Annotated in this window: 15 protein-coding genes; 5 read left to right on the plus strand and 10 right to left on the minus strand. The window is 64.3% G+C overall.

Annotated features, from left to right (window positions below; all coding sequences use genetic code 11):
- The first annotated feature begins 16 nt into the window (after positions 1-16).
- Together ACFSNN_RS27510 and hutC (ACFSNN_RS27515) are read left to right on the plus strand one after the other, a co-directional pair.
- The gene (locus ACFSNN_RS27510; RefSeq protein WP_134465131.1) at positions 17-1,666 is read left to right on the plus strand and encodes an HAL/PAL/TAL family ammonia-lyase; all 1,650 of its coding nucleotides are present in this window, start codon (positions 17-19) and stop codon (positions 1,664-1,666) included.
- Positions 1,667-1,757: 91 nt separating this feature from the next.
- Entirely contained in the window at positions 1,758-2,519 is a 762-nt protein-coding gene (gene hutC, locus ACFSNN_RS27515; protein ID WP_377688990.1) for a histidine utilization repressor, read from the plus strand.
- 23 nt (positions 2,520-2,542) lie between these two features.
- Here the strand turns inward: hutC (ACFSNN_RS27515) and hutC (ACFSNN_RS27520) are convergent, their stop codons facing one another.
- The 5 genes from hutC (ACFSNN_RS27520) to ACFSNN_RS27540 form a co-directional block, all read right to left on the minus strand.
- On the minus strand, positions 2,543-3,346 hold the full coding sequence (hutC, locus tag ACFSNN_RS27520; RefSeq protein ID WP_134465130.1) for a histidine utilization repressor: 804 nt from the start codon (positions 3,344-3,346) through the stop codon (positions 2,543-2,545).
- Between the two features lie 55 nt (positions 3,347-3,401).
- A complete protein-coding gene (locus ACFSNN_RS27525) occupies positions 3,402-4,271 on the minus strand; it encodes an amino acid ABC transporter ATP-binding protein (protein WP_134465129.1) in 870 nt (289 codons plus the stop codon).
- A 19-nt stretch (positions 4,272-4,290) separates the two neighbouring features.
- Positions 4,291-4,953, minus strand: coding sequence for an amino acid ABC transporter permease (locus ACFSNN_RS27530; RefSeq protein WP_134465128.1), 663 nt, complete (start codon positions 4,951-4,953; stop codon positions 4,291-4,293).
- Positions 4,954-4,974: 21 nt separating this feature from the next.
- The gene (locus ACFSNN_RS27535; RefSeq protein ID WP_134465127.1) at positions 4,975-5,625 is read right to left on the minus strand and encodes an amino acid ABC transporter permease; all 651 of its coding nucleotides are present in this window, start codon (positions 5,623-5,625) and stop codon (positions 4,975-4,977) included.
- Between the two features lie 87 nt (positions 5,626-5,712).
- Positions 5,713-6,540: a transporter substrate-binding domain-containing protein gene (locus ACFSNN_RS27540; RefSeq protein ID WP_134465126.1), complete on the minus strand. Its 828-nt coding sequence runs from the start codon at positions 6,538-6,540 to the stop codon at positions 5,713-5,715.
- Positions 6,541-6,828: 288 nt separating this feature from the next.
- Here ACFSNN_RS27540 and ACFSNN_RS27545 point away from each other — a divergent pair, with 288 nt between their 5' ends.
- Together ACFSNN_RS27545 and ACFSNN_RS27550 are read left to right on the plus strand one after the other, a co-directional pair.
- Positions 6,829-7,818, plus strand: coding sequence for an isopenicillin N synthase family dioxygenase (locus ACFSNN_RS27545; protein ID WP_134465125.1), 990 nt, complete (start codon positions 6,829-6,831; stop codon positions 7,816-7,818).
- Positions 7,815-9,227, plus strand: a complete 1,413-nt coding sequence (locus tag ACFSNN_RS27550; protein WP_134465124.1) for an FAD-binding oxidoreductase — start codon at positions 7,815-7,817, stop codon at positions 9,225-9,227. Before ACFSNN_RS27545 ends, ACFSNN_RS27550 begins: the two co-directional genes overlap by 4 nt.
- 25 nt (positions 9,228-9,252) lie before the next feature.
- On the opposite strand, the gene ACFSNN_RS27555 is transcribed toward ACFSNN_RS27550, so the two are convergent.
- Both ACFSNN_RS27555 and ACFSNN_RS27560 read right to left on the minus strand, forming a co-directional pair.
- Positions 9,253-12,711 carry an alpha/beta fold hydrolase gene (locus ACFSNN_RS27555; RefSeq protein ID WP_134465123.1) on the minus strand — a complete coding sequence of 1,153 codons (3,459 nt, stop codon included), beginning with the start codon at positions 12,709-12,711 and terminating at the stop codon, positions 9,253-9,255.
- Between the two features lie 204 nt (positions 12,712-12,915).
- A complete protein-coding gene (locus ACFSNN_RS27560) occupies positions 12,916-13,707 on the minus strand; it encodes a hypothetical protein (RefSeq protein WP_134465122.1) in 792 nt (263 codons plus the stop codon).
- A gap of 378 nt (positions 13,708-14,085) precedes the next feature.
- On the opposite strand from ACFSNN_RS27560, the gene ACFSNN_RS27565 reads away from it, so the two are divergent.
- Positions 14,086-16,053, plus strand: coding sequence for an ATP-binding response regulator (locus tag ACFSNN_RS27565; protein WP_134465121.1), 1,968 nt, complete (start codon positions 14,086-14,088; stop codon positions 16,051-16,053).
- Positions 16,054-16,275: 222 nt separating this feature from the next.
- Here ACFSNN_RS27565 and ACFSNN_RS27570 read toward each other — a convergent pair whose 3' ends face one another.
- The 3 genes from ACFSNN_RS27570 to cydB all read right to left on the minus strand — a co-directional run bounded on the left by ACFSNN_RS27570 (position 16,276) and on the right by cydB (position 18,610).
- Positions 16,276-17,049: a response regulator transcription factor gene (locus ACFSNN_RS27570; protein ID WP_134465120.1), complete on the minus strand. Its 774-nt coding sequence runs from the start codon at positions 17,047-17,049 to the stop codon at positions 16,276-16,278.
- 357 nt (positions 17,050-17,406) lie between these two features.
- On the minus strand, positions 17,407-17,631 hold the full coding sequence (locus tag ACFSNN_RS27575) for a hypothetical protein (RefSeq protein ID WP_134465119.1): 225 nt from the start codon (positions 17,629-17,631) through the stop codon (positions 17,407-17,409).
- Positions 17,606-18,610 (minus strand): cytochrome d ubiquinol oxidase subunit II, encoded by a 1,005-nt coding sequence (cydB, locus tag ACFSNN_RS27580; protein WP_116144100.1) that lies wholly within the window; start codon positions 18,608-18,610, stop codon positions 17,606-17,608. The genes ACFSNN_RS27575 and cydB overlap by 26 nt, the downstream gene beginning before the upstream one ends.
- Positions 18,611-18,629 lie beyond the last annotated feature (19 nt).

The following is an 18,629-nucleotide window of genomic DNA, read 5'->3' on the forward strand; positions in this document are numbered from 1 at the left end:
CAGGCAGAGCGTTCATATGGCCGTGATCCGTTCCAATCGTCCTCTCGACTGGGCTCAGGTGGCAGCGGTTGCCGCCGGTGAGCCGCTCGAGCTTTCCGCCGACGCCCGCGCGCGCATCGCCGCGGCGCGCGTGCTGGTCGAACAGATCGTCGAGCGCGGGATTCGCGCGTATGGCGTGAATACCGGCGTCGGCGCGTTGTGCGACGTCGTCGTTTCGCCGGGCGAGCAGCGCACGTTGTCGCGCAACATTCTGATGAGTCACGCGGTCGGCGTCGGCGCGCCGCTCGGCGCCGCCGAAACGCGCGCGGTCATGGCCGCGGCCGTCAACAACTTCGCGCACGGACACTCGGGGATTCGCCTCGAAGTCGCGGACCAACTGGTGGCGCTGCTCAACGCGGATTGCCTGCCGGAAGTGCCGGCGTTCGGCTCGGTCGGTTATTTGAGCCATATGGCGCATATCGCGCTCGTCTGTATCGGCGAAGGTTACGCGCGCTTGCGCGGCGAGCGGCTCACAGGACGCGCCGCGCTGCAACGCCTCGGGCTCGAACCGCTCGTGCTCGAAGCCAAGGAAGGGCTGAGTCTCGTCAACGGCACGCCGTGCGTCACCGGCCTCGCGGCGTTGGCTCTCGCGCGTGCCGAACGCCTGCTCGACTGGACCGACATGGTCGCCTCGATGAGCTTCGAGAATCTGCGTGGCCAGCTTGCTGCTTTCGATGAAGATTCGCTGGCCTTGCGTATCTCGCCGGGCCTGAACCTGGTCGGCGGGCGCATGCGCGCCGCGCTGGCCGACAGCGGCATTCTCGCGGCGGTGGTCGGTCAACGCACGCAAGATCCGCTGAGCATGCGGACCATTCCGCACGTGCACGGCGCCGCGCGCGACGTGCTCACCGCGACCGCCGACGTGGTCAATCGCGAACTCGCATCGATTACGGACAACCCGATCGTCGCCGGCACGCCGGAAGAGCCGCGCGTGTATTCGCAGGCGCACGCGGTGGGCGCCTCGATCGCGCTGGCAATGGACAGCCTCGCTACCGCGATCGCGCAAGTCGCCGCAATGGCCGAGCGGCGCCTCGACCGTCTCGTCAATCCGCTGGTGAGCGGCCTGCCGGCGTTTCTCGCCGAGCCGGGCGGCACCTGTTCCGGCTTCATGATCGCGCAGTACACGGCGGCCTCGCTGGTCGCGCAGAACCGGCGGCTCGCGCTGCCCGCGAGTCTCGACGGCGGCATTACCTCGGCCTTGCAGGAAGATCACCTGTGCCACGCCACGCCCGCTGCGCTGAAGGCGCTGGAAATCATCGACAACGCCGGACGCATCGTCGCGATCGAATTGCTGGCGGCGGCGCAAGCCTACGACCTGCAAAGTATTGACGCGCCACGCGCACCGCACACCGGTGCGCTGTGGCAGCGCGTGCGGCGCGTCGTGCCGACCTACCGCGACGACCGTCCGCTCGCGGACGACATGAGCGCCGCCTTTCGCATGATCGCCGACGAGGCGCCGCCGCCCTTGCCGAACCCTGGTAAGATTGGCCCTCGGCCGCTCACGTCCGCCGACGGCGCGGCCCCGGCGGCACCTGCCACGCTCGCGAATCTGGCGGCCGCGGGCCACGTGCGCGCAGCCGCGAACATCGCTGTCAACGACGGGCAGGCTGCCGCGCACATCGCATGACGCAGACGCCGCCGGTGAGCGGGCTATCCGCCGGCAAGCCGGTCAAGGTGTACCAACCAGGTACAACCGGCGTATCACCCACGAGGTCGGAGTGAACACAACTACAAGCACGCGCACCGCGGAGACGCAGGACCGCCCTGATCGCAGCCAGGAGACACCGGCGAAAGCCATGCCTGCCTATGAGCAGATCAAACGCTACGTGATCAGGCGCATCAGCGAAGGCGACTGGAAGCCCGGCGGGCTGATCCCGTCCGAAACGGAACTGGTCAAGGAATTCGGCGTCGCGCGCATGACCGTGTCGCGCGCGTTGCGCGAATTGACCACCGAGCGCGTGCTCACGCGCGTGCAAGGTTCCGGCACGTTCGTCGCGCCGCAGCGTTATGAATCGACGGTGCTGGAAATCCGCAACATCGCCGACGAAATCGCCGCGCGCGGCCATCGCCATTCGGCACGCGTGCTGACGCTCGAACCGAGCGACGACCCGCAGGCGCTAGAGGCGCTCGGTCTCGCCAGCGGGCCGGCTTTTCATTCGTGCATCGTGCACAGCGAGGAGGGCGAGCCGATCCAGTACGAGGACCGCTACGTCAACCCAAAGGTGTTCCCCGATTATCTGAACCAGGATTTCACGATCGAAACGCCGAATCACTACATGGTGCGGCTCGCGCCGATTCAGCGCGCCGAGTTTCGCATCTATGCGCAGAAGCCCGACGCCTATGTGCGCCGCCATCTGCTGATGGATATCGGTGAGCCGTGTCTGCAACTCTGGCGCCGCACGTGGGTGGGCGACGACGTGGCAACCTCGGTGCAGTTGTGGCATCCGGCGTCGCGTTTTCATCTCGCGGGGAACGTGTAGCGCGGTTTAACAGCCGCGCGTTTTCAACCCTGGCGTTGCGACAACTCCGGCGAGAAGCGGCAGCCGAGCCGATAACGCGACCCAGGGTGCACGAACCGCGCGAACGTGACCGCCACGCCGCTCGTCCACGTGCGGCGCATCAGCGTGAGGCACGGTTCCTCCGCGCGAATTTCAAGCAGTTCCGCTTCGGCGCGCGTAGGCAGGCCGGCGTCGACCACGTGCTCGACGTCGTGTGCCGGCACGATCTCGAACAGGTATTCCGACGGCCGCGTCGCCGAGAAATCCTGCAGCAGAAAATCCGGCGCGATGACCGGATTCACATAGCGATCCTCCAACTGCACCGGCAAGCCGTTCTCGCGATGCACGCAAATCACATGAAATACCGAAGCGCCCGGCGCGAGCCCTAACGCGTTCGACACCATCACGGACGCCGTTTCGCGTTGCGACAGAACCGTATCGCAGCGGTATTCGTGGCCCCGCGAGCGGATCTCGTCGCCGATATGGGCGATCATCAGCAGCGTGGATTGCGGCTTGCTTTGCGCGACGAAAGTGCCGACGCCCGAGACGCGGGTCACGAGTCCTTCTTCGGCCAGTTCACGCAGCGCGCGATTGACCGTCATGCGTGATACGCCGAGTGTCGCGACCAGATCGAGTTCCGACGGCAGACGGTCGCCCGCGCGGCGTTCACCCGATTCGATGATCTGCCGGATATGGCTCTTGACCTGTTCGTAGCGCGCGGCCGGCGCGTCGGCCGCGGCGCGCGCGGCTTTCAGCGCCGATGCGGAAAGCGGCTTGTCGTGAGCGCGGCTGCGAACGGTGGAGGACATCGGCGGCCCTTGCGTCAGTGTCCGCGTGAGGCAGGAAGAAGCCGGCGGCGCGTGCTCATAGCGGCTGTGCGTCGTCGGGACCGCGCGTCCAGAACGCGTTGCGGTCGAAGTAGTTTTGCAGGAATTGCCGCAAGCGCGGTTGTCCGGCATCGTGAAAGACATCGCGCGGTTTGCCTTGCACGGCGATCCTGCCTTGATCGATGAACATGACTTTGTCCGCGACCTGCGCGGCGAAGCCCATTTCGTGCGTGACCACCGCCATCGTCATGCCGTCGCGCGCGAGCTGCTTCATCACTTGCAGCACTTCGCCGACCAGTTCAGGATCGAGCGCCGAGGTGGGCTCGTCGAACAGCATGATGTGCGGTTCCATGGCGAGCGCTCGCGCAATCGCCACGCGCTGCTGCTGGCCGCCCGAGAGCTTGGCCGGATAGGCGTCGCCCTTGTGCGCGAGGCCGACCGTTTCGAGCATCGCGTTGGCGCGGCGGCGCGCTTCGTCGCGTGACAGATGCCGCACGCGCAGCAGCGATTCCATCACGTTGCCGAGCGCCGTCATATGCGGCCACAGATTGAACTGCTGAAACACCATGCCGACGTTGCGCCGCACGCGGTTGATTTCGCTTTGCGACGCGCGCACGCGTTTGCCGTTGCGCTCGCTGTAGCCGAGCAGTTCGCCTTCGATGCGCACGTCGCCCTGATCGTAGGTTTCGAGCGCGGCGAGGCAGCGCAGCAGCGTGCTCTTGCCCGAGCCCGATGGGCCGATGATGCACACCACTTCCGAGCGTGCGATCTCGAGATCGACACCGCGCAGCACCTCGACTTCGCCGAAGCGTTTGCGCAGGTCGCGCACTTCGATCAGCGGCGCGCCGGACGAAGGTCCGACCGTAGCGGAGGACGCGGAGGAGGGCATGTCGGCGATAGCGTTCATAAGAGAGTCCTCTTTCCGTTCATGCCATGAAGCGCGCGATGCGGGTTTCGGCCCACATGCCCGCGCGTGAAGTCAGCTCGACCAGCGCGAGATAGCACACGCACAGCACCAGCAGCGTTTCGACGAAAGCGAAAGTAGCCGAGCCGATGCCGGTCAGCACGAACGTGAGTTCGGGCACGGTGACAATCGACAACACGGCGGTTTCCTTGCTCAACACGATGATCAGATTGGTCAGCGCGGGCACGATCAGCACGAGCATTTGCGGCACCTGAATGCGCAACACTGCTTGCCAGCGCGTGAGGCCAAGACACGACGCCGCTTCGAGATGCCCCGGCGGCACGGACTGAAAACCGGAGCGGAAGGCTTCGGCGAAATACGCGCTGCCATAAAGGCCCAGGCCGAGCACGCCGGCGGTCATCGGTTCGAGCGTGAGGCCGAAAGACGGGCCGCCGTAGTACAGCAAAAAGAGTTGCACGAGAAACGGCGTGCCGCGAAACAGTTCGATATAGAGGCGCAACACGCCGCGCACCCAGCGTCCGCAAAAGAGTTGCAGCACGGCAATCAGAAAACCGATCAGGATGCCGATCGCCACACCCGCGGCCCACGTGCCGAGCGTCGTGACGAGGCCCGCGGCGATCGGCTGCAGGTTGTGGGTGATGACGGTGGGATCGAGCTTTTGCATGGCGTGGTGTCGATGTCGAACTCAGGCGTGCTGCAAGCGGTATTCGGCGGCGTGCGCGACGAGCGCGAGCGCGCCGCAGATCACGAAGTAGATCAGCCCCGCCGCAACGTACGCTTCGAGCGGCCGATAGGTGCTGGCCGCGATGTTCTGCGCGGTGCGCGTCAACTCGGCCACGCCCACCACCGAGATCAGCGACGAAGCCTTGATGAGCAGCACCATTTCATTGACGAGCGAGGGCAGCGTCGAACGGAAGGCTTGCGGCACGAGAATGCGGCGCAGCATGTCGAACGGCGAAAGCCCGAGCATGCGCGCGGCTTCGAGATGGCCCGGTGGAACGCTGAGAAAACCGCCGCGCAGGATCTCGGCGATATACGAGGCGGAACACAGCGACACGGCACTAAGCGCCGCCACGATCGGCGACACGTTGATGCCCGCGAACGGCAACAGGTAGTACACGAGCAGCAACTGCACCAGCATCGGCACGCCGCGAAAGAAGAACACATAGGCGCCGCCGAACATGCGCGCCGCGCGGTTCGGCGAGAGCCGCGCCGCGCATACGCCGATCGCGACGAAGAAGCCGATCAGGAGACCCGCCAGCGAAATGCCGATGGTGGCGAGCGCCGCATGCAGCAGCAGCGGCAAGCCCTGGAGGAACACGGTCGTGCTGAACATAAGCGTCGCACTCGCTGGAACGGGGGGGCGATGCGGTTTTTGCAAAGACCGCATCGCGTGCATCAGGACATGTGCAACATCAGCCGGTCAATAGTTCGGCGTGGGCATGGTGGTCGGCGCATCCATTGCGACGCCGAACCATTTCTTCTGCAATGCGGCGAGGCGTCCGTCGTTATGCATTTTCACGAGCGCGGCGTTGAAGGCATCGGCGAGCGGCTTGCTGTCGGCGTCTTTGCGCAGGCAGTAGGCGAAGTACACCTTCGCGCCGAACGGCGGCTGCACCACGGCGAAGGTTTCCGGGCGCTGCTTGGCCACGTACGCGATGTTGGTCATGGAGTTCGCGACCGCCGCGATGCGACCGGCGGCGAGGTCGGCGTAGGCCTGATTGTTGTCGACGTATTCGCGGATTTCAGGCGGCTTCGGCAGCGTGGCGACATAAGCCTTCAACTGGTCGAGTTGCGCCGAGCCCTTGCCCGCGCCGACCGTCTTGCCGACGATATCCGACGATTGCTTGACCGACGTATCGTTCGCGCGTTTGAGCAGGGCGTCGGTGGCGTCCGCGACGGGCAGCGTGTACGTGTAGCGTTCCATGCGCGCCTTGGTGACGGTCAGCGGGCCGCCCACCATGTCGAACTTGCCGGCTTCGAGACCCGGCAGCACGCTCGGCCACGGCAAGTCGATAAAGCGCACCTTCACGCCCATCTCCTTGCCGACTTCGGCGAACAGGTCCTTGTTGAAGCCGGCCTGCTGACCGTTTTCGAGGAAGTCGAAGGGCGCGAACTGCATCTCGGTGCCGACCACCAGTTCGCCGGCTTTCTTCACTTTGGCGAGCTGATCTTCCGCGTGGGCGGTGACGCTTGCCGCGCACAACGCCAGCATGACCAAACGACACTTCCAGCCTGCAAGGATGCTCATGAGATTCTCCGGTTGGCAAAGCGGTGCCGCGCAAACGTGGTGCATGAAACGAGTCCGGTGCGAACTCGGCGCGAGTCATGCGAGGCAGTATATACCGCAGTTTTCGCGCGAAATAAATAAACACGCGAGTAGAGAAAAGCCCTTATGCGAAGCACTGGAAAGCAGCTTGCGGGTGAGCTTTTGGCGGTATATACAACTGCAATGCGCGGCGCGGGAATGCATCTTCCCGCAGACGATTAAACCGCCATTTTCATCAGCCGATTAAGCCGCACCTTCAGGAGCAGCGCGATGCCCGTGACCCGCATTCCGATCATCGATCTCGCCGGCGTTCGCGCGGCCGACCCGCAGGCGTTGCAGCGCGTGGCGCAGGAAATCCACGAAGCGTGCACGACGATCGGCTTCTTCTACATCGTCAATCACGGCGTACCGCAAGATTCGATCGATGCCGCCGCGCAAGCCGCGCGACGCTTCTTCGCGTTTCCGGTGGAGACCAAGCGGCGCGCGGCGGTGAATCAGCGGCATCGCGGTTTCAACGCGCTCGGCGACGCGACCATGTATCAGGCCAAGCGTCCCGACTACAAGGAGTTCTTCAGCATCGGCCTCGAATTGCCGGAAGACGACCCCGACGTGCTGGCCGGCCAGGCATTGCGCGGCCCGAACAACTGGCCGGACTTCATGCCGGAGTTGCGTCCCGCGCTGTATGGCTACTACGAGGCGGTCGCTGAGTGCGGCGCCGATCTGCTGCGCGCGGTGGCGGTGAGCCTCGGCGTCGACGAACACTTTTTCGCGCCGCGCTACACGAAGCGGATGCAGCGCACGCAGATGGTCTACTATCCGCCGCAGCCGCCCCAATCGGACGCCGATCAGTTCGGCGTCGCGCCGCATACCGATTACGGCTGCATCACGCTGTTGTGGCAGGATCAGGTCGGCGGCCTGCAAGTGCGCGAAATCGCCAACGATACGTGGGTGGAGGCGCCGCCGGTGGAGGGCAGCTTCGTGGTCAACGTTGGCGATCTGCTCGCGCGCTGGACCAACGACCGCTTTCGCTCCACCTTGCATCGCGTGATCAATGCGTCCGGGCGCGAGCGCTATTCGATCGCGACGTTTTATGATCCGACTTACGGCGCGCTGGTCGATCCGCGCGATCTCGGCACCAGCGAAGCCGATCTCAAGTATCAAACGGTCGCCGCGGGCGACTATATTCTCGGGCGTATCAACGACTCGATGGGCTATCGGAAGAAACACGCCGCTGACGGCGCGCAAGGAACCACTGCATGACAGACAACAGCACGGCGAACCAGGCCGCGCCGCTTTCGGCGACACTCGACGCATTACGCGCCGCGCTCGGTGAAGACAGCGTACGCGTGGGCGAGCAGATCGGCGAGCGTGCGATGACCGACTGGACGCGTCACGAACCGACGCGACCCGCCGCCTTGCTGCTGCCGCGCACCACGCAAGAGGTCTCGCGCGCGCTCGCTATCTGCCACGCGGCGTATCAGCCCGTGGTGCCGCAAGGCGGCATGACCGGTCTCGCGGGCGGCGCGATTGCGCGCGCCACGGATATTGCGTTGTCGCTCGAACGGCTAGTTGGTATCGAGGAAGTCGATAGCGCGTCCGCCACGCTGACCGTTCTCGCCGGCACCACGTTGCAAACCGCCCAGGAAGCCGCCGCCGAAGCCGGCTTCGAACTCGCGCTCGATCTCGGCGCGCGCGGTTCCTGCCAGATCGGCGGCAATCTCGCGACTAATGCGGGTGGCAACCGGGTGATCCAGTCGGGCACCGCGCGCGATCAGGTGCTCGGTCTCGAAGTCGTCCTCGCCAATGGCGACGTGCTGACGTCGCTCGGCAAGATGGTCAAGAACAATACCGGCTATGACCTGAAGCATTGGTTCATCGGCTCCGAGGGCACGCTCGGCGTGATCACGCGCGCGGTGCTGCGATTGCATCCGCAGCGCGCCGCGCGCCATACGGCGCTGGTCGCGCTCGACGGCTACGACGCCGCCGTGAGCCTGCTGCGCCGTTTGACGACGCGCTTCGGCAACGATATCGGCGCGTTCGAAATCATGTGGCCGGATTTCTACGACTTCGGCGTGAAGCTGACCGGCACGCGTTCGCCGTTCGCCGACGCGCATCCGCTCTATGCGCTGATCGAACACGCGAGTTTCGACGCAGCCGACAACGGCGAGCGTTTCTCCGCCGCGCTAACCGAAGCACTCGACGCGGACGCGATCCGTGACGCGGTGATCGCGCAGTCGGTGGCCGACGTGCGCGCGCTATGGGCGATTCGCGAATGCACAGCGGAGTTTCCGGTGCGGCTCGACGCGATCAACTTCGACGTGAGCCTGCCGATCGGCGAGATCGGCGTCTTCGTGGATCATTGCCGTGCAGCGCTCGATCAGCGCTGGCCGGGCAACGCGTCGTATTTCTTCGGGCATATCGGCGATTCGAACCTGCATGTCACCGTGGACGGCCATTCGATTCCCGGCGTGGATCATCACGCGGTGTACGCGTTCGTCTATGACATGCTCGGACCGCTGCACGGTTCGGTGTCGGCGGAACACGGCATTGGTTTGCTCAAGCGCGAGTTCCTGCCGATCTCGCGCTCACCGGCGGAGTTGGCGGCGATGGCCGCGATCAAACATGCGCTCGACCCGCACGGCATTCTGAATCCGGGCAAGCTGTTCTGAGCGCGCTACGCCGCCGCGCGCTGCGTCAATGCGCGTCCAGATACTTCACGATTACCGGATAGACATCCACCGCTGCATTCTTCCCGAAGATGCAGTCGATGTGTCCATAGCCGGGAATGATGGTCCGCTCGTAGGGCTGCTCCGGGAAATGCTTGACGAGCATTTCGTAGGTGAGTTGCGTGCTGACCGGCAGATAGGTTTCGTTTTTATCGCCGTGGATGAACCCGATCGGCCGGCGCATGCCCTCCAGTCCTTTCATGCCGTCGGTGCCGGTGAGATAGACATCCTTGCCTTCGGCATCGACCACCTTGTGTGCTCTCACCATCGCGGCCAGATGCTTGAACACGCCGACGTCGTGCACACCGAGAATTTCCTGCAGGTTCGAGTGGAGCGTCTGGTTCAATTGCTCGTGCTCGTAGAGCAGGCCATACAGGAAGGTCGCGCGATGGCAGATCGGATTGCCGCAACCTTCCTTATGATTGAGCGGGTAGAACTTGAGCGCTTCGTCGAGCAGGTTCTGCGGCCACGACTTGTGTTCCGTATACGCGGTCACGTCGAGCAGGCCGAGATGTTCCATGAAGTCGGGAATATGCAGGCCGGCCTTGATCTTCTCCAGCGTGCCCGGCACCGGATGCGCCGACACCTGCGAAATGAACACCGAGCGCACCCCTTCGAGTCCATACAGCAGCGACATGGTCAGCGCCACGCCGCCCATGCAGTGCCCGAGCGCCTGAATCTCCGGCACGCCGGTCAATTCGCGGATCTTGGCGACCGCCGACGGAATGTCCTCGCGCGCCACCTTGTCGACATTGGTCGGCACGAACACGCTCGGCATTTCGATGCTGACGCGCAGATCCACGAGCCACACATCGTAGCCGGCGGCGAACAGATACTCGACCATGTTGGTCGCGATCAGGTCGGTGGAGTAGATGCGGCTCGATACGCCCGAGCCGTGAATCAGCAGCACCGGACGCGCCGCTTTGCGCGCGGGGTCGTGATAGCGCGTGAGCCTGAGCTTCGTGCCGTCGGGCGTATCGAAAAAGACGATTTGCGGTGCCGGCGCGCGCAACGCGCGCTTCAGACGCGGCTCCGCTTTCGGGTCGAAATACTGCAAGGGTGCGGCTACGCCGCCGTATTCGGTGAACAGCACGCCCGCGAAAAACTTGCCGAACTTCAGGGTCCATTCGAGACGCGTCTTCAGATCGGGCGCGTGGGTGACTTCGAGCGTGCGTTGCTGCTTGAGGAAATTTTCCGGCGTGATGATCAGCGTCGCCTTGCCGAGCAGCGGCGCATCGGCTTGCGCCGACTCGCGGACCTCCGCATAGAGCGTGTTGGTCTGCTCCCATAGATTGATCGGCGACGTGCGCGTGATGATCTTCTTGCCGCTCAGGAAATACGTCTTGCCTTCGGTGGCGTTGAGCGTCATACGGTAATTCATGTTGCGCTCGTCCACGTCCGACTCGTTGACCACGAACAGATTGAAGGTGCCGTCGGAGATCGTCATCGGCTGCGCGGAGAGCGCGGGGCAGGTCAGCGTGCCGGCCGTTTGCGCCAGATGCTGCGGATTGCTGATCATGTCCGCGAGATCTTCCGATTCGACGGTCAGCGTGAACTCCATCGGGCTCGTGGCCGCTTCGCCTGCAACGTTCGGCGTGTAGGTGCCGACCATCGTTTCGGTGAAGTGCAGACCGATCTTCTGCGGCGAGGAGGGCGTCAACGACGAGGACGCGGCCTGCGGCGTCGGCGGAGGCGGCAAGCTCGGCGTAACGGCGGCGCCTTCCGCCGGCGCGGCGTTCAGCGGGTGCGTGGCGAGCAGCAATTCGCAATTGCGTTCGGCCAGCGCGGAAATCGTCAGGAGCGGATTGACGCCGAGCGACATCGGCATGACGGCGCCGTCCATCACATACAGTCCGTCGTGCACCGCGTTGCCCGTGGCGCCGCTGAACACGCGGCCCATGTGATCGACCACGCCGTGTTCCGCATCTTCGCCCATGCCGCAGCCGCCGAGCGGATGCACGGTGACGGTGCGGTTGCCGATAATATCGGTGGAAATCGGATTGCGCATGTATTTGCCGCCGAGCGGCACGGTCGCCCGCTTGAGCACGTCTTCGACCGCCTGGAAGATCGGCTGCTTGCCGGCGTTCTCCCACACGATGCGCGGCTGGCCTTTGTCGTCCACGTCGATCTCACCGTTCTCGTCGTCGTGCGCCATGACGAGGTAGCTTTGCGTGTGATGGAGCGCGCCGTGATAAGGGCCGCGCAGAAAGCTCGTGGCCACGCGGGCGTCGTAAGCGAGCTGTTCCGCGACGGAGCGCGGCGCGACATCCACTCCTTCGAGCGGCGCGGCGGCGCCGAGCAGGCCGACCAGCGCCGCACCGACCGGACCGGCGAGCGAGCCTTCTTCGATCACGTAGCCGTCTCTCACGTTCGGCGTCTTGCGATGATCGATGAGGCCGGTGATAGTCGGTCCGACCGGTGCAATCTCGCCTTTTTCATGCGCGCCCCAGCCGACGCCGTTGATCACCGGCTCGGTGTTGTAGGCGAAGGCGAGCACGTCGCCATTGCCGGTGAAGTGTTTGCCGAGCATGTTGGAGACGCTCAAGCCCTGCTTGCGCGAGCGCAGCAGCAATGCGGTCGAACCGATCGTGCCCGCCGATACGATGACGATATCGGCGCTCACGAACAGATCGGGCGCGCCGAAGCTTTCGCGGCCGAGGCTCACCAGCTGGTAACCGACGATCCATTTCCCCGTGGCCGCGTCGCGCAGGACCGAATGGACGGCGGTGCCCGTGAAAATCTGCGCGCCGTGCGCGACGGCGTCGGGCAGATAGTTCATGTGCGTCGAATTCTTGGCGTCGTAATTGCAGCCGGAATTGCAGTCGCCGCAGCCGACACAAGCCTTCTGCTCGACGCCCGCGGCATTCGTGCGGTCATCGAAGGTGACGGTGATCTCCGGACGCGAGAACTGGTCTTCCATGCCGAGCGCCTGCGCCGATCTCTCAAGTGCCTGCAATTTCGGCAAGGCCGGATAGCTCTGCGGCACCGGCGACGGTTCCAGCATCGCTCGCGCGGACGCGTACCCTTTGTCGCGTCCAGCCTTGTCGGCACGCAAGGCGGCCGGCCAGCGCGGGTCGTCCCACAGGCGCGGGTCGGCTTCGAGCGCGACGTTCGCGTTGATCAGCGAGGTGCCGCCGAGACCGCAGCCGACCACCGCGTTCACGTCGTCGTTCACATGCACTTCGAGCAACGCCAGCGGTGAGCCGATATGCGCCAGCGCCGTGTTGTATTGCACTTCTTCAGCGCCCTGAAACGGCGTGCGGGGAAACTCACCGGCCATGAACTCGCGCCCGCGTTCGAGCAGACACACGCGGCGGCCGGCGCGCGCCATACGGCTCGCGGCGATCCCGCCGCCATAACCGGAACCCACCACAACCACATCGTAATGCGCTTGGATCGCAGTCACGACGCTCGATAAGCGGTTCATCACGACCACCTCGTCTGGAATGGAATGCGGGGAAAGACAACCAGGACTTCGGAAGCAAGACGGCGTGCGGCGACAGCTTTTTTATCCTAGGCGGTGCGCGCTCACAAAAAAAGGCGCATCGTATGTGGCGCGCGGGCCGGCTGTGCCGCGTACGGGACGTCGTGAGAGGGTGCCGGGGCGCCGCGGGCGCACGGCCGCGTGCTATTACGCGGCCGCTTCATTCATTTCGCTGTCGCTCGATTCGGCGGCGAGCAGGTTCAGCGCGAGCAGAATCGCCGGGCGATTGTCGATCTCGATCTCGATGCCGAGCACGTCCGTGAGCCAGCGGCCGATCTTGGTATTCGAAAAATCCTCGGCGCCAGCCGTCTTCTTCATGGTGACGCCGAGCTTGACGGCGCGATAGTGATACGAGGGCACACGATGCTGCGCAGCGACCGCCGACAAACCGCCTTTGCCTTCCGAGCACCAGCCGAGGCTGCCGGCCAGCACGATCCGCTCCGGTTCATCGAGGCTTTCGATAAAGGCGCGCGCCGAGACCCGCACGCGCTGTTCGTCGAGACCGTATTGCAGCAGCACGCTTTCCACCGGATCTTCCAGCGCCTGCGCGTGCAGATCGATTTCCTGCGCCATGCCGTCGTTTTCCATCGATACGTTGCGTTGATGGCCGGCGCTGCGCAGGCAGTCGATCAGGTAGCGGCGGAAATACGCGCACAATGCGTAGCCGTTGGATGGTGCGCTCTCGGCGCAGGCATGGGTTTCCGTGTGGCCCGGCGCGAGACGCAGCACCTTGGCGTAGATGAACTGGGCGACCAGTTCTTCCTTGTCCTCGCCGAGCGCCTGCAGCTCGAGCGGGTGATAGGTCCGCAAAGCCCGCTTGACCAGTTCGACCATCGACACCATTTCGTCGCCGGACAACCGGGTACGCCGGCGCCACAAATCCGGCAGGATTGCATCGTCGAGATTGCGGACGAACGCGTGGCTCGGAACTGCGCCCATGAAAACCTCCATAAGGGGAAAGGCAAGGAGCGCGGTGAGCCTGAACTGCCGGCGGGGTGTGGATGTTGAAGCTTTGAGGCCGCGCTGGAATATGAAGCCAGTATGGTTTCCAGCGGCGGCTTCGCCTATATGGATTAAGTGGTAGCTGATGGGTAAACTGCCGGGTAAACCATCCGGCAAAGTGCATCGTATTCGTCTGAAGTAAAACGGGCTTGCACTGGAAATTTGCATCGCACTGCGGCTACGCAATCGCATCGCAGTTGCATCGCAGACGCAGAGCCACGCCGTATCCAAAGTATCCGATGCGGTTCGCGCCGCTGGCGTCGCCGCGCTTGCGATCCACATAACCGAATTTGCCGAGTCCGAGGAGACCGCGTGATGCGGGCTGACCCGATCCAGCGTGCTATCGACGAAGACCTGGTGCGCGTGTTGTATGCGCAAGATCCGATCGCTTTCTTTTCGCACTGGTTTTCGATCGCGGTGCTGGTATCGATTTACTGGCCGAACATACCGTCGCCGCCGCTCTTTATCGCGTGCTTCGGTTTTTATGCCGCGGCCAATTGCGCCAGCCTGGCGCTGTGGCTCGTCAACCGCCGTTACCCGCAACTCGTCTCGCCGCGCGGCTGGATCATTCTTCACGCGGTGCGCGGCATGCTGCTCTACAGCGGGCCGGGCATCGCCGTGTGGTTCGCGTTTCAGAGCCCGCAGTCGGACCTGCCGCTGCTGCACACGGTCATGCTCGTCACGCTGGCCGCCGGCGTGTTCATGTCGAATGGCTTCGACCTGCTGAATTTCTCGACCTCGATTCCGTTTCTGCTGTTTCCTTCGATCGTCATGCATTTCGGCACGCATACATTCGACCGCACGCTGCTCGCCATCGTCCTCGCGTTTTTCTTCTGCGCGATCAACGTCTACGCGCTGAGTTATCGCAAGCTGTTCCAGCAAGTCGTGCAGGCGCGTGTCGATCAGCAGTATCTGGCGGAGTCGCTGGCCGCGCAAAAACGGGTGGCTGAAGAAGCGAGCCTCGCCAAGACGCGTTTTTTCGCGGCCGCCAGCCACGACTTGCGCCAGCCGCTGCATGCGATCGGCCTGCTCGCCGCCTCGCTGAACGACACGGCGGCAACACCCGTGCAGCACGCGAAAACCGCCGAGCACATTGTCTACAACGTCGAGGCGCTGAACCAGTTGTTCAATCAGGTGCTCGATCTCGCGCGGCTCGAAAGCGGCGTAACCCAGGTGATCCGGCTGCATTTCCGGTTGTCCGAACTGTTCGAGCGGGTCGGCAGCCAGTACCGTCCGCAGGCGGCCGCCAAAGGCCTGGCGCTGCGCATCGCACCGACCGCGATGGTGGTGCACGACGACCCCGTGCTGCTCGAACGTGTGCTGAGCAATCTGCTGTCGAACGCGGTGCGTTATACCGAGGACGGCGCGATCTGGTTGGGCTTGCGCCGCGCCGGGCGGCAGACGGGCGGCTTTATCGAAGTGCGCGACTCGGGCATCGGGATTCCCGCGCAGGAGCACGCGCGCATTTTCGAGGAGTTTTATCAGGTCGCCAATCCGCAACGCGACGCGCGCCAGGGGCACGGTCTCGGCTTGCCGACGGTCAAGCGGCTGGTCGAGATGCTCGGCGGCGAGTTGCAACTGCGTTCGGCGCCGGGCCGCGGTTCGGTGTTCCGTTTTCCGGTGCAGGCGGGCGACCCTGGCGGCGTCGTGGCGAGTCTGAACGAAGCGGTGGCCGGCGGTCCGTCGGCGCAAGGGCGGCACGTGCTGTGTATCGACGACGATCCGTCGATTCTTGAAGGCCTCGTCAGTCTGCTGGGCCGTTGGGGTTGCAGTGTGCTCGGCGCGCGCGATGAGGCCAACGCGCTCGCGGCGCTCGAAGGCGGCTTCGTGCCGGACGCCGTGCTGTGCGACTACCAGTTGGCGAACCACCGAACCGGCGCGCAGGCGCTCACGGCCGTGCGCAACGTGCTCGCGCGCGCGGGGCACGACAACGTGGTGACGCTGCTGATCACGGGCGACATGGCGTCGGCCGAACTGGCGGCGCTTGCCTTGCAGGGGATTCCGGTGCTTCATAAACCGGTTACGCCGGCGCGCTTGCGGCGCACGCTGGAAATGCTGTGGCAGCAGGCCGAGCTGGACAAGGGGCGGGCCGCTGCGGCGCTGGTATTACGCGTGGGTCAAACGGGAAACGTTGTGGGAAATGAAGCGAGCGGGCGGGCGGTGAGTGGTGTGGTGGCCGCTGCTGGGAGCGCGGCGCAAGGGGGCGCGAGAATGGGATCGAAGAACCAGCCGCAAGGCACGCTGAACCAAAGCGCTCAGTCGCAAAGTGAAGCGCAGAAGTAGAGGTGCATGGGGAAAGGGGTGGCGAACGGGAGAGGGAGAGGCGCGCAGAAGAAAGGCAGGCGCACAGTGGAAGGAGAGGCGTGCAGAAGGAGAGGCGGTACAGCACAAGGAGATGCGCAAAGCAGAAGGACAGGCGCATGGCAAAAAGGACAGGCGAACCGCAAAGCCAAGGCGCGCCTAGTCGACATAGCGGCGCGCACGCCTCCGCTCGCCGATCTCGCGCTACAAGGTTTTCCCAGCTTCCAGCCAGCCATTGATAACGGCGATCGCCGTCGACCGGTTATGCACACCGAGCGCCCGGAAGATCACCGACAGATGCACCTTCACCGTGCCTTCCGCGACGCCCAGGTCGCGCGCGATCATCTTGTTGGTCCAGCCGCGATGCACGAGCCGCATGATGTCCTGCTGACGCGGCGACAGATTCTCCAGCAGATGCTGCTGGTGCGGCTGAAGCGCCTGGATCTGCGTGAGGGGTTCGGTGAGCGCAGCGCCGCCGCCCTGGCTGGGCGCGTGCGCACCGGCCGGAGCTGCATGCTGCGGCGCCGGTTCGGCGAGCGCTTCGGCACGCGTGGGCGCGGCTCGCGCGTCGCGCGAGCCCAGCAGGCTGAGCGCCTCCATCGGCACATAAGCGCCGCCCGAGAGCACCAGTTCGATAGCCTTGAGCATGACGCTGGCGGGCTGGCGCTTCGGCACGAAACCGAGCGCGCCGGCGGCCAGCACCGCGCGCATTTCGTCGGGCGATTCTTCGGCGGAGAGAACCACGAGCGGCAGCGCGGGATTCGCCTTCAACAGCACTTCCAGCGATGAAGCGCCGCTCATACCCGGCATATGCAGATCGACAATGGCGAGATCGTGATCGGCGTCGGGACGCGCGAGCAGGGCAAGCGTCTCCCAGTTGTCGGCTTCGTCGAACTGGGCGTCGGGATCGAGGCCGCGCAGCATGCCTTTGACGCCTTGCCGGATCAGTTCATGGTCGTCGGCTACAAGAAACTTCATGATGTCTCCGCGAGTCGGGCCTGCCCGATGTGGGCTACCGCCGTTATAGGGTCTCGTTTTACTTCTAGCCTCGTGAATCGCATCATTGCCGCCCACCCCGCGATCATATGCCTGATCGGTGGCGCGGCGCATCTTCCGGCGGGTTCCTCGAGGGGACTTGCGCCGGTACGCCGCCAATTGCCAGTTTATTTGTTAAATCGCCGTCCGTTCCGATGCGCCGCATGATGTCCAAAGCAGGTCTCTCGCACATAGGTTTTCGGCTTGCTTGGTAGACGAGCCGATTCGCCCTTTTTTGAAGGCGTCCATGCAGGATTCCGAAGGTTATGCGCGCCGGATCGAAGCACGCTGAAGCAGCCTCTATTTGACTGCAAATAACGTCGCATTCATCAGAATCTTGAATGCGAATCCGACCGACATCGCCGAGCCCACGCCGAAGCACCATAGCGCGATGAACCAGAGCCAGCCCGGCAGTTTGCGCGCCGGCGCCACGGTCGCCGGCGATACGCCGTGGGTGGCGCCGTGATTCGTGCCGTGACTCGCGCCGGAGTTCGTCAGCTTAGTGATAGTGATGTTGGTCGCCATGACGCACCTTGCCGCGAAATACCCAATAACCCATTGTCGTGTAGGCGATGATGATGGGCAGAATCACCGCTGCGCCGGCCAGCGTGAACATCTGGCTCGAACGCGGCGCGGCCGCTTCCCACAGCGTCATGCTCGACGGAATCGCATACGGCCACAAGCTCACCAGCAGCCCCGCGTAGCCGAGCAGCACCAGCAGCAGCGCGAGCGCGAACGGCGTGTTGTGATGCCGCTCACGCACCGCGCGATGCATGAGAAATGCCGCGACCGCCACGAGGAACGGCACCGGCAGCAAACGATAGAACAGGCCGTCGTGGAACCAGCGTTGCGCGATATTGGGATCCTGCAGCGGCGTCCACAGGCTGACCATCGCGACGAAGCCGAGCAGCACGACCGTCAACGGCCACACCACGCGATGCAGGCGGCGCTGCAGGTCGCCTTCGGTCTTCGCCACTAGCCAGCAGCAGCCGAGCAGCGCATACGTGACCACGAGTCCGAGGCCCGTGAGCAGGCTGAACGGCGTGAGCCAGCCGAAGGCGTCGCCGGCATACGCGCCGTCCACTACCGGAATGCCTTGCAGGAACGCGCCCAGCGCAATGCCCTGAAAGAAGGTCGCGCCCGCCGAGCCGCCGATGAACGCGAGGTCCCAGAGATGCTTCGTGCGATTGGCCTTGGCGCGAATCTCGAACGACACGCCGCGAAAGATCAGGCAGACGAGCATGAAGATCAGCGGCAGATACAGCGCGGACAGCACGGTCGAGTAGACCGCCGGAAACACGGCGAACAATCCGGCGCCGCCGAGCACCAGCCAGGTTTCATTGCCGTCCCACACCGGCGCGACGGTGTTCATCATCAGGTCGCGTTCCTTCTCATCGGGGAAGAACGGGAAGACGATGCCGATGCCCAGATCGAAGCCGTCCAGCACCACATACATGAAAAGGCCCAGCGCGATGATCGCGGCCCACACTACGGTTACGTCCATGTTTTTTCTCTATCGCAAG

Origin of the sequence: Paraburkholderia dipogonis, assembly GCF_042680985.1 — a bacterium.
Taxonomy (GTDB): Bacteria; Pseudomonadota; Gammaproteobacteria; order Burkholderiales; family Burkholderiaceae; genus Paraburkholderia; species Paraburkholderia phytofirmans.

Bases quoted from the DNA above. Each gene is read 5' to 3' on its own strand.
- ACFSNN_RS27535 (WP_134465127.1), bottom strand. From the start codon at position 5,625: ATGTTCAGCACGACCGTGTTCCTCCAGGGCTTGCCGCTGCTGCTGCAT.
- ACFSNN_RS27570 (WP_134465120.1), bottom strand. From the start codon at position 17,049: ATGAAGTTTCTTGTAGCCGACGACCATGAACTGATCCGGCAAGGCGTC.
- ACFSNN_RS27510 (WP_134465131.1), top strand. From the start codon at position 17: ATGGCCGTGATCCGTTCCAATCGTCCTCTCGACTGGGCTCAGGTGGCA.
- ACFSNN_RS27575 (WP_134465119.1), bottom strand. From the start codon at position 17,631: ATGGCGACCAACATCACTATCACTAAGCTGACGAACTCCGGCGCGAGT.
- ACFSNN_RS27540 (WP_134465126.1), bottom strand. From the start codon at position 6,540: ATGAGCATCCTTGCAGGCTGGAAGTGTCGTTTGGTCATGCTGGCGTTG.
- ACFSNN_RS27530 (WP_134465128.1), bottom strand. From the start codon at position 4,953: ATGCAAAAGCTCGATCCCACCGTCATCACCCACAACCTGCAGCCGATC.
- hutC (WP_134465130.1), bottom strand. From the start codon at position 3,346: ATGTCCTCCACCGTTCGCAGCCGCGCTCACGACAAGCCGCTTTCCGCA.
- ACFSNN_RS27555 (WP_134465123.1), bottom strand. From the start codon at position 12,711: ATGAACCGCTTATCGAGCGTCGTGACTGCGATCCAAGCGCATTACGAT.
- ACFSNN_RS27565 (WP_134465121.1), top strand. From the start codon at position 14,086: ATGCGGGCTGACCCGATCCAGCGTGCTATCGACGAAGACCTGGTGCGC.
- ACFSNN_RS27550 (WP_134465124.1), top strand. From the start codon at position 7,815: ATGACAGACAACAGCACGGCGAACCAGGCCGCGCCGCTTTCGGCGACA.
- cydB (WP_116144100.1), bottom strand. From the start codon at position 18,610: ATGGACGTAACCGTAGTGTGGGCCGCGATCATCGCGCTGGGCCTTTTC.
- ACFSNN_RS27525 (WP_134465129.1), bottom strand. From the start codon at position 4,271: ATGAACGCTATCGCCGACATGCCCTCCTCCGCGTCCTCCGCTACGGTC.
- ACFSNN_RS27545 (WP_134465125.1), top strand. From the start codon at position 6,829: ATGCCCGTGACCCGCATTCCGATCATCGATCTCGCCGGCGTTCGCGCG.
- ACFSNN_RS27560 (WP_134465122.1), bottom strand. From the start codon at position 13,707: ATGGGCGCAGTTCCGAGCCACGCGTTCGTCCGCAATCTCGACGATGCA.